This window comes from Clostridium sediminicola (genome assembly GCF_050402865.1).
In the GTDB taxonomy this organism is placed as follows: domain Bacteria; phylum Bacillota; class Clostridia; order Clostridiales; family Clostridiaceae; genus Clostridium_AF; species Clostridium_AF sediminicola.
In genome coordinates this window covers 78,576-93,710 of the sequence record NZ_BAABMF010000003.1, presented here as the reverse complement: position 1 = coordinate 93,710, position 15,135 = coordinate 78,576, and the positions used below count along the sequence as shown (strand labels likewise).

The window sequence follows — 15,135 nt, the reverse complement described above, 5'->3', positions numbered from 1 at the left end:
GGGTATTATGATTAAGAGAGTTGAGTTACACGAATCTATAGTAAATGAAGTGAAAAAATATATAAAAACAAATAATCTAGAACCAGGAGATAAGCTTCCCAATCAATTAAAATTATCTGAATTATTCGGTGTAAGTAGAACATCTCTTAGAGAAGCTTTAAGAACCTTACAAGCTTTAAATGTAGTAGAAATAATTAACGGTCGAGGAATATTTGTTAAAGAAAAAGAAAATCATATTCCTATTTTGAATTTAGAAAATAAAAAACAATCTTTATTTCATATTATGGAAGTTAGAAGAGCAATTGAAAGTCTAGCTGTTAAATTGGCTGCTGAAAGAGCTGAAGAGGATGATTTAAAAGAAATGGAAAAAAATTTAGTTGTTATGCTTGAAAAAGCTAATAATGGTGAAAATTGTCCCGAAGAAGATAAGGCTTTTCATTTTGCAATTTACAAAGCAACAAAAAATCCATTATTAATGAATGTTGTTAATGATATAAATGATGCTATTACAGTGTTCTGGGAAAATCCTCTCGGTATAGGGTTAGCATTTAATGAGCGAATAAATTTACATAAAGAACTCTATGAATGTATCAAGAAAAAGGAAGTAAAGAAAGCAGAAAGAGTTTTTGAAAGAATCATGGACGGATATGAAGTTATTATTAAAAGTGTTGAAGAAGAATTGTAAAATTCGTAGATAGAAACAACAAAAAATTTAAATGGTTGCCGTATTCTCGGCAGCCATTTATTTTTGTAAAGGAATTTATAAATTATTTCAGGAATTTCATATATGTTAAATGCAGTTATATCAATACATTGCGACATTATGTAAAATATTCACATCGATTTATAAATTCCATCCTTCAGTGGTGAGAAGAAGAATATATAGCGTAAAAGTCATCGTAACAAACTTTAGAATTTCTTAGTGAATTGGAGTGATTTTCTAGCTATATATGCATTGGTTTTGAGTAAAATTTATAAATTTCAGATAAATCAACTAAAAATTTCTTCTAAAGGTAACTTTTTTATTATTTTGTCGTATATAAAGTAAAAGCAAAATAATTTTGGTGGAAGGAAGAGATAGTATGAATAAAAATAAAATAGTTTCAATGTTATTATGTACTTCGATTATATTAGGAAGTAGCACATTTGCTTTAGCTGGTACTCTAAAAGGGGAAACTCCGGTGGCAATATCTATTGAATCAGGAAAGGCAAATATAAAAATTAGTAAAGAAAAAGCAAAAACAATTGCAAAAGATGCTATAAAGAAGTATTTTGGAACAGAAATAAATGAAAATTTTAAATGTAATATAACTCAGGACAATTATGAAAGATATGGAAAAACAAATGTTTATTGGAATGTAAATTGGAATTTAAATACCTATGACTCAAATATTTATTTACATGCATCCATAAATGCTGAAGACGGTACAATAAAATCCATTTCAATGAATGATCAAAATGCAGAGGGAAAATCAAAAGTTCCCACTATTACCTTTGATGAGGCAAAAGAAATTAGTGGAAAATTTGCAAATAAGATTAATTCCAAGAAGATTAAAGAAAGTAAATTAGATAATGATAATTGGTCAAAAAGTACTCAATATTCAAATAGCTATGAGTTCACATATTCTAGAATAGTAAATGGAATAAAGTTTGAGGACAATAATATAAAAATCACAGTGGATGGAGTATCAGGAAAAGTAGTTAACTATAATTTTACATGGGATGATGATTTACAATTTCCATCATCAACGAATAATGTGATAAGCAAAACTAAAGCTAATAATATTTTTAAGAATGATTTAACATCTCAAATAGTATATGAACGTTTTAGAAATAAATATCAATATCAGGATAATGAAAATAAGAAAAATGTTAAATTAGTATTTGATAATAGCTTTGAAAAGGGGACTATTATTAATGGAGCAGGGAAATACCTAAATGAAGATAATAAGGATAACGTAAAAACAGAAACAGCACAATTAAACGAGAATGAACAAAAGGAATTTTATAAAAAAGCTAAAACGATAAGTAAAAGATCAAAACCTTTGGAAAAAAGTGAAGTTAAAGTAATAATGGAGAATATTATTATAGGGATGTTTGGTAAAGGATATATTATTGAAGAGTACCAATATAATGATAATGAATTCCAAGAAAAAAGTAGCTGGAGGGCTTATTTTAAAAAAGAAGGTAAAGATAAGAAGGTAGTAGAATCAGGTAGTATAAGTATCGATGCTTTAACCGGACAAATAATTTCTATTTACAAAGATTATAATGATTATAGATATGATGAAAAATTTAAACCTGCAATGAATTGGAAAGAAGGATATTATGAAGCAATAACTGCATTAGCAGAATATTTACCAGACAAGATAAAAAACATAGAACTAAAGCAAAATCATGAAATAAACATAGATATAGAAAAAGATGATATACCTGAGAGAAGATATAACTATTCATTTACTAGGATTGAAAATGATATTCCTTATAATAACAACAATATAAGAGTACAGATTGATGCTAAAACAGGAGAAATTTGCAACATAAATGTTAACTGGGAAGAAGATGTTGTTTTTCAAAATCCAAAAGGAAATATAGGAAAAGATAAGACAAAGGAAATATTATTCGGTAAATACAGTGCAGACCTTGGATATAAGATTATGAATCTTAGTAATGATAAGGATAAGCCACAGTGGAAAGTAGAACTTGTTTATCAGTTAAAAGGGGAAAAACCATATTACAGTTTTAATAATATTGATGCTTTTACAGGTGATTTTTTAAATTATGATGGAGAAGAAATTAATGATAATATTGAAGATTTTAAGAAAGAAATTAAAGGAAGTAAAGCTGAAAAGGAATTAAGTATATTAGCCTATAACGGCATAATAGATACAAAAGATTTTGTTCTTAAAAAAGATGTTCAAAAGATGGATTTGATAAAGGTATTAGTTGATGCTTTAGGATATAGACCATATGTAGTTGAAGAGAAAAGTAGTTTTAGAGCAGATAATTTGAATGAAGCAAAAGAAGATAGCAGTGAAAATACAGGAGAAAAGAAATTATCAAAAGATGACTACTTAAAGATGGCAAAGTACTATGGATTCTTCGATGGTGATACAAAGAATTTTAATGAAAAGGAAGCTGTTACTAGAGAGGAAATGGCGAAAGCTTTTATTAAATTCTTAAATTATGATAACATTGCAGAATGTAAAGGTATATTTGCTGTGAATTATAAAGATTCAAAAAAGATTAACAAAGATCTTATTGGTTATGTTGCTTTAGCAGATGGACTAGGACTGATTCAAGTAAATAATAAATTAGTAAGAGCAAAGGATACGGCTTCAAATGAAGAATTATATCTTGGTTTATATAATGTTTTATTGAATAATAAAGAGTCATCTTTAGGTATATATAGATAATTACCGTTATAGAAATTATGATAAAATTATAATGGATGCTTTAAATATAAACTCGTTATAAATATTTGCTTTATAAACCCTTATTTTGCAAATAATTTATAATGAGTTTATTATGTTTTAAAAGAAAATCCTATGAAAGCTTATTTTAATACTCATACAGATATTATATTTCCCTATGAAGAAATTGAATATGTAAAAATTGTGAAAAAGGATAAAAGTGAAGTGGATTTAATAAGAAATGGTAGGTTTGTCCTATATGGAACGGAAATATTAAACAAGTACTTTGATGATTTTTAGTAAGACTGGATTTGTCTATAAAAAGTTCCTTCTTGTATATGATTTAACAAAGTGATATAATAATACTAATGTAAACACTTTAATAAAGTTAGAAAGAGGACTGATATGGAGAGAAAAGGAGCAAGTAATATACACGTAAAAAAAATAAATAGAAATCGAATTTTTAGATATGTCAACAAACACAAAAGGGTATCAAAGCCAGATATATCATTGGAGTTAGGTATCAGTATGCCAACAGTTTTACAAAATATAAATGAACTATTAAAACAGGGATTAGTGCATGAAGTTGGTGAGTTTAAATCTACTGGTGGTAGGAAGGCAACAGCAATTGCACCTGTTAGAAACACATATCATGCCTTGGGAATTGATATTACTCAAAACCATATTGGTCTTGTACTTACAGATTTATCAGGTGATGTACTTAAACATAAAAGAGTTTATAAGCCATTTTCAAATAATAGAGAATACTATAAAGAAATGGCCGATATAGCACTTGAATTTAAAAGTAATATAATAGATTCAGATAAAGAATTTCTGGGAGTAGGTATTTCAATTCCTGGTATTGTTGATACGATGAATAATAAAATATTATATTCTCATGCACTTAATTTAACAAATATTCAGAGTGAAAGAATTACAGAATTTATACCTTATCAATGTATTTTTATGAATGATGCTAATGCTGCTGGGGTGGCTGAAGTGTATCATTTTGAAAAATGTGATAATGCAGTATATCTTTCTCTAAGTAATAGTGTAGGTGGAGCTATTTTAGAGGATAGAAAGTCATATTTATGTGATAGTTCTATTACTGATAAATTGTATTTAGGAGATAATTTAAGAGGCGGAGAGTTTGGTCACATGACACTTATACCTGATGGAGATAAGTGCTATTGTGGTAAAAACGGTTGTGTTGATGCTTATTGCTCAGCTAAAATATTAGCAAAACATACAGATGGAAAATTAGAAAAGTTTTTTAAAGAAATGGAAAATGGAAATGAAGAATTTAGAGAAATCTGGAATAGGTATATTTCTCACTTAGCAATTGAAGTTAATAATTTACGTATGATATTTGATTGCTCTATAATAATAGGTGGTTATGTAGGTGGTTATATTGAACCTTATTTATCAAGATTGAAAGAAGAAGTGGAAGTATTAAATACCTTTGAAGTTGATGCGTCATATATTCAATCATGTCGATATAGAGTAGAAGCATCTGCACTTGGAGCTGCACTACAACATATTGAAAGATTTATAGCTACAATATAATGAAAATAATTATGGAAAAGCGACAATCCTATGAGATGTTTGCTTTTTTATTTGTTTAATTTATCAATTTAAAGAAAAAATATGAAATCGTTTAAAAAAATACATTTTAAGTATTGACATGCATTCATTAGGGTGATATTATTAATGCAAATACTTTATTAAAGAGTTTAATAAAGAAAAAACAAATGTACTTTTTGAATTTTAATAAACTGGTATATAGCTGGTTTGTTATAAGGATAAAGTACAAGCCAGGGGGAGTAAAATGAAAAAGTTTTTAAGTATGTTATTAATTGTAGTACTAGCGCTACCAATGATGGTTGGGTGTAGTGAGAAAGAAAAGAATACTGCTGCAAGTACTGATGGCGGCGAAAAAGCTGGTATGGTAGTAGGAATGACAGTTCAAGACCTTAGTAATCAAATTTGGTCAAGCTCTTGTGAAGAATTAAAAGGTTTAGTTGAAGCAGATGGCGGTAGCATGACATATTTAGATTGTAAAAACAATGCAGCAAAACAAATTGAACAAGTTGAAAATTTTATAGCAAGTGGTGTTGATGCAATTGTTATTCATCCTGTTGATGCAAATGCAGTTGAGCAAGTTCTTGGTGAAGCTAGAAAAGCTGGTATCAAAGTATATAGCTGGGATGAAAACTTAGAAAATGCAGATATAGTTTGGTTGATTGACAACTATGAATTAGGAAAAATTATTGGTGAGCAAGCTGCTAATTGGATTAATGAAAAGCATGATGGATCTTGTGAGGTTGCAGTATTAGACTATCCTCAAATTCCAATTCTTTTGGAAAGAGGAAATGGTATTGTTGATGCAATTAAAGAAAAAGCACCTAATGCAACAATTGTTGCACAAACAAGTGCAATTAATCCAACTGAAGGTATGACAAAAATGGAAACTGTTTTCCAAGCTAACCCAGATGTACAAGTAATTGCTTGTATCGGTGGTGGTGGAGCAGTTGGTGCCAATGAAGCAATCAAGGCTGCAGGTAAACTAACAGATAATATTGGTGTTTTTGCTGCGGATGCTACAGAACAAGAACTAGAAGCTATTAAGAACAACGAAGCAAACAGAATGTCTGTACTTATTACAGGTGATGCAAATGCAATTGCTACAGAAATATATGGATGGTTAGAAAAACTTGTTGCAGGGGAATCAGTAGAGAAAGAAGTATATCGTACTACTATTCCAGTAACAGCTGAAAATCTTGACCAATATTATAAATAAACCATAAGCAGATTTAATTAAGAATTTATACAATGACTTGTGATGGAGAGCATATCTAACTATCACAAGTCAATTAAATATTAAGAGGCTACGTGAGGTAGATATTATGGATATTTCAAATACGATTTTAGAACTTAATAATATTATAAAAACATATCCTGGAGTAGTGGCATTAAACGATGTTACAATCAAGGTTGCAAAAGGCGAAACACATGCGTTAGTAGGGGAAAATGGTGCAGGAAAATCAACGTTAATTAAAACATGTACAGGAGCAGTTGTTCCTGATAGTGGAAAAATTATTGTTGATGGAAAAGAATTTACATCTATGACACCAAAAGTATCTGAAGAAAATGGAATTGCTGTTATATATCAGGAGTTTAATCTTGTTGGAGAATTATCAGTAGCTGAAAACATTTTTTTAGGCAGAGCCATAAGAAAAGGAATGGTTATTGATAGAAAGGCAATGGTTGAACAGTCAAAGGAGATATTTAAACAATTCGATATTAATATTAATCCTAATGAACTGGTAAGTAATTTAACCGTAGGCTATCAACAAATTGTTGAAATAGCTAAGGCTATATCACAAAAAGCTAAGATACTTATTATGGACGAACCTTCAGCACCTTTAACAAAGTCAGAAGTTGAGTCTATGTTCTCCATTGTTGATAAATTGAAAGAAGCTGGAGTAACCATTATTTATATATCCCATAGATTAGATGAAATTTTTAGATTGACTGATAGGATTACTATTATGCGAGATGGTGAAAAAGTAAAGACATTGAATACAAATGAAACAAACATTGATGAAATTGTAAAATTAATGGTTGGACGTGAATTGAAAGAAACATATCCTTCTCGTGAATCATCAGTTTCTAATGAGACATTATTAGAGGTAAAGAATTTATGTGGTAATGGTCTTACTGATATTTCTTTTAAAATTAGAAGAGGAGAGGTTTTGGGATTTGCAGGTCTAATTGGTTCGGGAAGAACAGAGCTTGCTGAGTTAATATTTGGTGCTAAACCTAAAACTAGTGGTCAAATTATTTTTAAAGGAGTAGAAATATCTCCAAGAACACCAAGACAAGCTATTGATCATGGGATAGCACTAGTTCCAGAAGATAGAAAAAAACAAGGTGCATTACTCCATATTGATATTAGAAGTAATATTAGTATGGCAATTCTTAACAGGATTTCAAAGGCATCTGTTGTAAATAAAAAAGAAGAAAACAGGATAGCGAAGGATTACAAAGAGAAATTGAAAATTAAAACACCTAATTTAGAACAATTAGTGAAAAATCTAAGTGGTGGTAACCAACAAAAGGTTATTATTGGGAAATGGCTTGCTTCTAATCCTGATTTAATCATATTGGATGAACCTACTAGAGGTATTGATGTAGGAGCAAAATATGAAATTTATAAATTGATTAATACATTAGTTGAGTCAGGAAAAACTATTTTAATGATTTCATCAGAAATGGAAGAAATTATGGGAATGTCAGATAGAATCATTGTTTTATCTGAAGGTAAAATAAGTGGCATGCTCAAAAAAAATGATTTTGATCAAGAAACTATTATGAGCTTTGCGTCATTGTAAAAGGAAAGGGATAATGTTATGAATTTTATAGCTGGATTTAAGAAATATGGAATCTTTGTCGTACTATTATTGTTGATTATTTTTTTCTCAATAACATCAAAGGTTTTCCTTGCTCCATCAAATTTATTTAATATTGCACGACAAGTGTCTATGTTAGGTATTGCTGCAGTTGGTATGGCTTTTGTATTATTACTTGGAGGTATAGACCTTTCAATAGGATCTCAAATAACATTAGTAAACATTGTTACTGCATGGTTAATGGTTAATGCAGGTGTAAATCCTGTTATAGCAAGTATAATAGCGATTATTATGAGTACATCTATTGGTTTTATAAATGGATGGATCATTGCTAATATAAAAATGCCACCACTGATTGTAACATTGGCTACAATGACAGTAATTGAAGGGCTTGCTTACATTATATGTAAGGGGATGCCGATCTTTGGTTTTCCAAAAGCTTTTACTGTGTTAGGTCAAGGTTATATAGGACCTATACCTATACCAGTTATCATCATGATTGTAATCTTAGCAATCGGTGCATTTATATTGAACAAAACGTATTTTGGAAGGTACTTTTATGCTGTTGGAGGCAATGAAGAAGCTGCAAAGTTGTCTGGTATTAATGTAAATAGAGTTAAATATTTAGTGTATACACTTTCAGGATTTTTTGCAGGTATTGCAGGTATTGTAATGCTTTCAAGAACCAATTCTGGTCAAGTTCTTGCAGGTAAAGGTTTTGAATTTGATGTATTAACAGCGGTTGTTCTTGGTGGTGTTAGTGTTAATGGTGGATATGGAAAGATTTCGAATGTTGTTGCGGGTGTTCTAATAATTGGAGTACTTAGTAATGGATTGGTTCTTCTTGACGTAAGCCAATACGTACAAATGTTAACTAAAGGTTTAGTGTTATTATTAGCAGTAGCTTTTGATTGTCTGCAGAAAAATCGTAAATTTAAAGGTATTAAGGCGTAAATATATTTTGAAGAGAGTAAGATGAGGAGTATTAAAAATATAGAAAGTTGAAGAGGTTTGAATATGGAAGGAAAAATGAAAGTAGCTGTAATGAATGGGATAGGAAAGATGGGATATGAAGAACGTGAAATTCCTAAAGTAAGCGAAAAAGAAGTATTAGTTAAATTAGAGTATGTAGGAATATGCGGTTCTGATTTACATTATTATGAAACTGGTCGTATTGGGAATTATATTGTAGAGCCACCTTTTGTACTAGGACATGAACCAGGTGGTGTTGTTATTGAAGTAGGTTCAGAAGTGACAGATTTAAAAGTTGGAGATCGTGTTGCATTAGAACCAGGGAAGACATGTGGAAAATGTGAATTTTGCAAAACAGGGAGATATAATTTGTGTCCTGACGTAGTTTTTTTTGCAACACCACCATATGATGGAGTATTTCAAGAATATGTTGCCCATGATGCTGACTTATGCTTCAAATTACCTGAAAATGTTAGTACATTGGCAGGAGCGTTAATTGAGCCTTTAGCTGTTGGAGTACATGCAGCTAATCAAGGAGAAGCACATGCAGGTCAAACAGCTGTTGTTACAGGTGCTGGGGCTATAGGTTTGGTTACTATTTTAGCTCTTAAAGTTCAAGGTGTATCAAATATTATTGTTGTAGATATAATGCAAAAACGCTTAGATAAAGCTCTTAAGTTAGGAGCTACACACGTAATTAATGCTAATGAGACAAATCCGATTGAAAAAGTAATGGAGATTACAAATGGAAAAGGCTGTGATTTAGCAATAGAAACAGCGGGAACTGAAATTACTACAAATCAGATAATACATATGGTGAAAAAAGGTTCAAATATAGTTTTAGTTGGATATGGTAAAACAGGGATGATGAATTTAGAAATGAGTTTGGCATTGGATAAAGAAGTGACATTTAAGACTGTGTTCCGTTATAGACATATTTACCCTATGGCAATTGATGCTGTTGCAAGTGGAAACATTGATCTTGAAGATATTGTTACAGATATTTTTGAATTTGATGATATCCAAAATGCGATGGATAGTAGTGTAAAGAATAAGGCTGATATTGTTAAGGCAGTTGTTCATATTAGTTAAACTGTAATTTGTGTAGGAAATAATTAAGAAAGGAAAATGTATGATGAGTCTTTAGAGATTTCATTATACGATGGATATGTTATGTATGATGTAGTTGCAATTGGAGAACTTCTTATAGACTTTACTCCTGTTAAGTGTAATAATGTGCAAAATCCTATGTTTGAACAAAATCCAGGAGGAGCACCTGCTAATGTATTAGCAATGCATTCTAAACTTGGTGGTAAAACGGCATTCATTGGAAAAGTGGGCCATGATAAATTTGGATATTTTTTGAAGAGTGTTATCGAAGAAAGCAATATAGATTCTAAAGGCCTTGTTATGGCAAAAGATGTACATACAACATTGGCATTTGTACACTTAAGTGAGCAAGGAGAACGATCTTTTAGTTTTTATCGAAAACCAGGTGCGGATATGATGCTTACAAAGGAAGAAATCAATAAGGATTTAATAGAAAATTGTAAAGTATTCCATTTCGGTTCAGTATCATTAACAGATGAACCTTGCAAAAGTGCTACAATTGATGCAGTGATATATGCTAAAGATAATGACAGAATCATTAGTTATGATCCAAATTATCGTCCAGCTCTTTGGAAGGATTCTTCAGTAGCAAAAGAAGAAATTTTGAAAATAATGCCTTTGGCGGATATTGTGAAAATATCTGAAGAGGAAATGGAATTCCTTTTTGATGAAACTGATGTAGAGAAATGTGTTAAGTTTATTAAGAATATGGGTGCTTCACTTGTTTTGATCTCTATGGGAGATAAAGGTTCATATTATTCAAATGAAAAAGGGTCTGGATTCATAGATGCATTTAAAATGAATTCAATTGATACAACTGGAGCAGGAGATGCTTTTTTAGGAGCTATACTTTATAGATTAAGATGTAAAACATTAAAAGAAATAAAAACTATGAAAAAAGATGAGTTAGATGATATTCTATTATTTGCTAATGCAGCAGGAGGAATTACAACTACAAAAAAAGGTGCAATTCCTGCTATGCCCAATGAGGAGACAATTAGAAATATTATAAAATAAGGTTTTCTAACCATAAATTTAAGAAGTAAATGATTATACATAAAAGCAAATGAGGTATGCACAATTTTGAGCATACCTCATTTGCTTTTGTTGTAAGTGGTATTTATTATGAAACTTGCTATAATTCATGGTATAATTGTGAAAAAACACAGATATATAATTTATAAGTAACCAATTATTTTAATAAAGAAACAAGGAGTTTTTAAATGTATATTGATGCACATACTCATTTGGATTTTTTTGATGATAAGATTGATAATGCTATAAATGAAATAAATAGATATAAAATTCTAAGTATTTCTTCTGCTATGGATGTAGAAAGTTACAAAAAGAATAAAGAATTTAGTCAAAAGAGTCAATATATCAAAGCTACTTTTGGAATTCATCCGTGGAAGGCTGCTGAATATAAGGGGAATCTTGAAGAGTTAATTCCATATATCCAAGAAAGTGAGCTTATAGGAGAAATTGGATTAGATTTTTTTTGGGTAGAGGATAAAAGTACATATGAGACGCAAAGAAAGATTTTCAATTTTATATTAGAAGAGAGTATTAAAAGAAACAAAGTTGTAACAATACATACAAAAGGTGCAGAGGAAGAAATCTACAATATTTTAAAGAGTCATAACTATAATAAAGTAATTATTCATTGGTTTAGTGGTGAAATCAAAACCTTAGAAAAATTTATAGAGTTGGGCTGTTATTTTACTATAAGTGTTGATATAGGATATTCTAAACTAACAGAAGAAATATTGTCTAGAATTCCTATCGATAGACTACTAGTGGAAACTGATGGACCAACAGCTTTAAAATGGGTAAATGGAAAATGGGGTTATCCAAGATCAATAATTGATGTAATCAAAAAAGTAGCGGAGATAAAAGAACTTTCTACTAATGAAATATTAAAAGTTATTGAAAATAATTTTAATAGATTAATAATTTAATATATTTTGTATTAGTTTTGTTGGGAGATGGATTTATGGAAATTATTTTTGAATTAGGAAAAGAGGATAATATTGATGAACTGGAGCAGCTTTATAACGATCTAAATGACTATTTAGAAAAAGGAGTAAATTATCCAGGATGGAAAAAAGGAATTTATCCTATTCGTCAAAATGCAATTGATGGAATAAATAATAACAATCTCTATGTTGCAAAATATAATGAGAAAATCATAGGATCTATTATTTTAAGTAATGAACCTGAACCTGCATATTATAAAGCAAAATGGGGAATTGAAAGTGACTATTCAGATGTGTTTGTAGTATATACATTTGTAGTCCATCCAGAATCTTTGAAATGTGGTGTAGGTAAGGCATTGATAGACTTTTCAATTGAACATGCTATTAACTCACAAGTAAAAGCAATTAGATTGGATGTATATGAAGAAAATATACCTGCTATTAGATTGTATGAAAAATGTGGTTTTAAGTATATTGGTACAGTTGACTTAGGACTTGGAAACTATGGTTTAAATTGGTTTAAACTATATGAGAAATTATTATAAGTTATTGGCTCTAATTTTATTTTGATGGATTGTTGTATAAAAAATATTGCCTTACAAAATAATACATATTTCTACATATAACGTATGATATAATTCAGATAAAAGAAATTTACTAAAGCTAAAAATAAGGATGTGAGATGATGAGTTTTTTATGTAACAATTGTGATTTGAATTGTAATATACAAGAGTGTAAGGAACAATTAAACAATATAATAGTAGAAAAAAATCATAATTTAGTAAATGATGAAGTAGTTAAATTAAGTCAGCAATTAGATGATTTAGTGTACAAGTGTGTTGTTTGTAAAAGGAGTTTGAATGCTATATCAAATTCTAAATTAAATTTAAAAGATTTATTTGGAACACACTCTACTTTTTATTACTATGGAAAGCAACACCTTTTTACTAGTATGTATTTTTACATTAATGAAGGTATAAAGAATAATGAACTTATTTATATTTCTATGGAGGAAAAACTTTATAATCCATTATTGACTTTTCTAAAAGCTAATAATGTTTCTATTGAAATGATTAGATTTAGACCTGTAAAAGAATTGATTATGAGCAATAAACATGGTGGTTTAGATGGTCTAAAAGAGAAGATTGGTAATATTTGTTTAGAGAATGATGTTATAAAATATAGTGGTGTTCGATGGATTGGGCAACCTACCTATGCTATTCAAACTACTTCACAAAAAGATTTTTTAGATTGGGAAATTAATTTAAGTGAAGCTTTAAAAAACACAAATGTATCTTTAATTTGCATATATGACGCTTATGACTATATACATAAGGGTGAATTTATAAATGAAGAAGTTATTAATAAATCTTTAAATACTCATTCATATATTTTAAAAGACCGAATTCTAAAGGGGCTGCTTTAATGCAGCCTCTTATCATTTTGTTTTATTTACCAAGTTTTGCCTTGAGAGCTGCTAATTCATCCATTACAACATCATCACCATTTTCTAATTTTTCGAATTGACTATTCAAATCATCATTAGCAATATATCCATTTAATTCAGCTTCGGCATCAGCTTCACTTTCAAGGGTATCTACTTTTTCACTTATTCTTGAGAATGAATCAAATACACTATTATCATTTAAACTAGCCATAGTTTCTTGAATAGATTTCTGTGCTTCAGCCCTTTTAGCTCTTGCAATTAATAAGGATTTCTTACGTTTAGCTTCTTCAATTTTATTATTTAAGTCTCTAAGACTTGCTTTTAAATTATCAGAGGCTTGTTTTTGTCCCTGCCATTGTTTTGTATATTGTTCCACAAGTTCATCATATTCTTTCTTTCTATTTAGAGCTTGTAGTGCGAGACTATCATTACCACTGGTTACTGCTAATTCTGCTTTTCTAGCCCATTGAGCTGACTTTGCGGCTTGCTCATCTAATGATTTTTTTAATCTCTTTTCGTCGGCAATTGATTTGGCAACTGCACCTTTTGATTTATTGTATTGCTCACTCATATCAATAATAAGTTGGTTTAACATTTTTTCAGGATCTTCTGCTTTTGAAATAAGATCATTCACATTTGATTTAAAAACTGTACTTATACGACTAAATATACCCATACTTATTTACCTCCTAGTTTTTTTATATATAATTAATTTGCAAATTTAGCTAATATATCATAATGTTGCGAAAGAGCAAATCCGATACTGTCAACAGTTGATTGAAATTCATTCATATCTAGATTTTCTCCTTGTAAAGTATCAATAATAACTAAACTATTATTTTCAATAGCATATGCACCATGCACTAAGTCATTAGCATTTAGTTCTAATACTGTTCTATATAATGATTCTCTATTCTCATTAGGTAATGTCATTATTTTCACTCTAAATAAAACAATAGGATCGATAACTTTTACCACAATATTATCTATATGTGTTAAGTCATCTTCTATTCTCCATGTACCTTCTCCTATTTCTTCAAACAACAAGTTCATATCAATCATAAATCCTTCTATTTTTCGCTTAATATCCATAGTGAACCTCCTCTAAATTATATACATCAATTTACCCAAATTTATTTTAGTCAATCAACTTTATCTTTATTATACACATCATGTGGTATAGAATCCACTTTTTTCATAGAACAACTTTAATATTGCTAAATTATATGATAATATTAAAAAAGATAGTAAGGGAAGGGAGGTACAATTAATGGGTTTTATTGATAGAATCAAGAAAATATCTAGAGCTAATAAAACAGCTAAAATGGAACAGCAAGATAATTCTATAACTGTATTAAACATGCGTATAGGTGATATTATTTCTATTGAAGAGGTTGATTATGAAGTACAAGCCATATTAACGTTTAACGACCATGGCTGGAAATGGATAGAATATAAAATAAAAGATGCACGAAAAACCTATTGGTTAAGCGTGGAGCAAGATGATGACATCGAAATAAGTTTATACGAAGAAGTAGTAGCTATTACAACTGAAGCTCCTAGAACCTATGAATATAAGGGTATAACTTATTATATGCAAGAAGGTAGTGATGCTATCGTTGAGAGAGTTCAAGGAAAAATTAATGTAGTTAAAGGAGAAGAAGTTGATTACTATGAATATGCCGATGAAGATGGAGAACATCTATTATCCATAGAAATCTGGAATGGTGAAGTTGAGATGAGCGTGGGTAGACCAATAGAAGATTTTAATATAGAAATCTATCCTAAGGGTTAATCTACTATAG

Annotated in this window: 15 protein-coding genes; 13 read left to right on the top strand and 2 right to left on the bottom strand. The window is 29.7% G+C overall.

What is annotated here, in order from left to right:
* Window positions 1-7 precede the first annotated feature (7 nt).
* From ACQ3F0_RS07195 to ACQ3F0_RS07140, 12 genes are all read left to right on the top strand, one after another.
* Window positions 8-685: a FadR/GntR family transcriptional regulator gene (locus tag ACQ3F0_RS07195; RefSeq protein WP_428864476.1), complete on the top strand. Its 678-nt coding sequence runs from the start codon at window positions 8-10 to the stop codon at window positions 683-685.
* Between the two features lie 397 nt (window positions 686-1,082).
* Window positions 1,083-3,416, top strand: a complete 2,334-nt coding sequence (locus ACQ3F0_RS07190) for a YcdB/YcdC domain-containing protein (RefSeq protein WP_428864475.1) — start codon at window positions 1,083-1,085, stop codon at window positions 3,414-3,416.
* A gap of 132 nt (window positions 3,417-3,548) precedes the next feature.
* On the top strand, window positions 3,549-3,713 hold the full coding sequence (locus ACQ3F0_RS07185) for a hypothetical protein (RefSeq protein WP_428864474.1): 165 nt from the start codon (window positions 3,549-3,551) through the stop codon (window positions 3,711-3,713).
* 105 nt (window positions 3,714-3,818) lie between these two features.
* Window positions 3,819-4,979: an ROK family transcriptional regulator gene (locus ACQ3F0_RS07180; RefSeq protein WP_428864473.1), complete on the top strand. Its 1,161-nt coding sequence runs from the start codon at window positions 3,819-3,821 to the stop codon at window positions 4,977-4,979.
* Between the two features lie 262 nt (window positions 4,980-5,241).
* The gene (locus tag ACQ3F0_RS07175) at window positions 5,242-6,213 is read left to right on the top strand and encodes a sugar ABC transporter substrate-binding protein (protein ID WP_428864472.1); all 972 of its coding nucleotides are present in this window, start codon (window positions 5,242-5,244) and stop codon (window positions 6,211-6,213) included.
* A 106-nt stretch (window positions 6,214-6,319) separates the two neighbouring features.
* Window positions 6,320-7,807 carry a sugar ABC transporter ATP-binding protein gene (locus ACQ3F0_RS07170; protein ID WP_428864471.1) on the top strand — a complete coding sequence of 496 codons (1,488 nt, stop codon included), beginning with the start codon at window positions 6,320-6,322 and terminating at the stop codon, window positions 7,805-7,807.
* A gap of 18 nt (window positions 7,808-7,825) precedes the next feature.
* Entirely contained in the window at window positions 7,826-8,779 is a 954-nt protein-coding gene (locus tag ACQ3F0_RS07165; protein ID WP_428864470.1) for an ABC transporter permease, read from the top strand.
* A 63-nt stretch (window positions 8,780-8,842) separates the two neighbouring features.
* On the top strand, window positions 8,843-9,889 hold the full coding sequence (locus ACQ3F0_RS07160; protein WP_428864469.1) for an NAD(P)-dependent alcohol dehydrogenase: 1,047 nt from the start codon (window positions 8,843-8,845) through the stop codon (window positions 9,887-9,889).
* 36 nt (window positions 9,890-9,925) lie between these two features.
* A complete protein-coding gene (locus tag ACQ3F0_RS07155; RefSeq protein ID WP_487250438.1) occupies window positions 9,926-10,924 on the top strand; it encodes a carbohydrate kinase family protein in 999 nt (332 codons plus the stop codon).
* A gap of 206 nt (window positions 10,925-11,130) precedes the next feature.
* Window positions 11,131-11,865: a TatD family hydrolase gene (locus ACQ3F0_RS07150; RefSeq protein ID WP_428864468.1), complete on the top strand. Its 735-nt coding sequence runs from the start codon at window positions 11,131-11,133 to the stop codon at window positions 11,863-11,865.
* A gap of 35 nt (window positions 11,866-11,900) precedes the next feature.
* Entirely contained in the window at window positions 11,901-12,428 is a 528-nt protein-coding gene (locus ACQ3F0_RS07145) for a GNAT family N-acetyltransferase (protein ID WP_428864467.1), read from the top strand.
* Window positions 12,429-12,568: 140 nt separating this feature from the next.
* Complete coding sequence (locus tag ACQ3F0_RS07140) at window positions 12,569-13,309, top strand: MEDS domain-containing protein (RefSeq protein ID WP_428864466.1); 741 nt, start codon at window positions 12,569-12,571, stop codon at window positions 13,307-13,309.
* A 22-nt stretch (window positions 13,310-13,331) separates the two neighbouring features.
* Here ACQ3F0_RS07140 and ACQ3F0_RS07135 read toward each other — a convergent pair whose 3' ends face one another.
* Both ACQ3F0_RS07135 and ACQ3F0_RS07130 read right to left on the bottom strand, forming a co-directional pair.
* Window positions 13,332-14,006 (bottom strand): PspA/IM30 family protein, encoded by a 675-nt coding sequence (locus tag ACQ3F0_RS07135; protein ID WP_428864465.1) that lies wholly within the window; start codon window positions 14,004-14,006, stop codon window positions 13,332-13,334.
* A gap of 32 nt (window positions 14,007-14,038) precedes the next feature.
* Window positions 14,039-14,422 carry a type III secretion system chaperone family protein gene (locus ACQ3F0_RS07130; protein WP_428864464.1) on the bottom strand — a complete coding sequence of 128 codons (384 nt, stop codon included), beginning with the start codon at window positions 14,420-14,422 and terminating at the stop codon, window positions 14,039-14,041.
* 178 nt (window positions 14,423-14,600) lie between these two features.
* Between ACQ3F0_RS07130 and ACQ3F0_RS07125 the strand changes: the two genes are divergently transcribed.
* Window positions 14,601-15,125, top strand: a complete 525-nt coding sequence (locus tag ACQ3F0_RS07125) for a DUF4178 domain-containing protein (RefSeq protein WP_428864463.1) — start codon at window positions 14,601-14,603, stop codon at window positions 15,123-15,125.
* Window positions 15,126-15,135 lie beyond the last annotated feature (10 nt).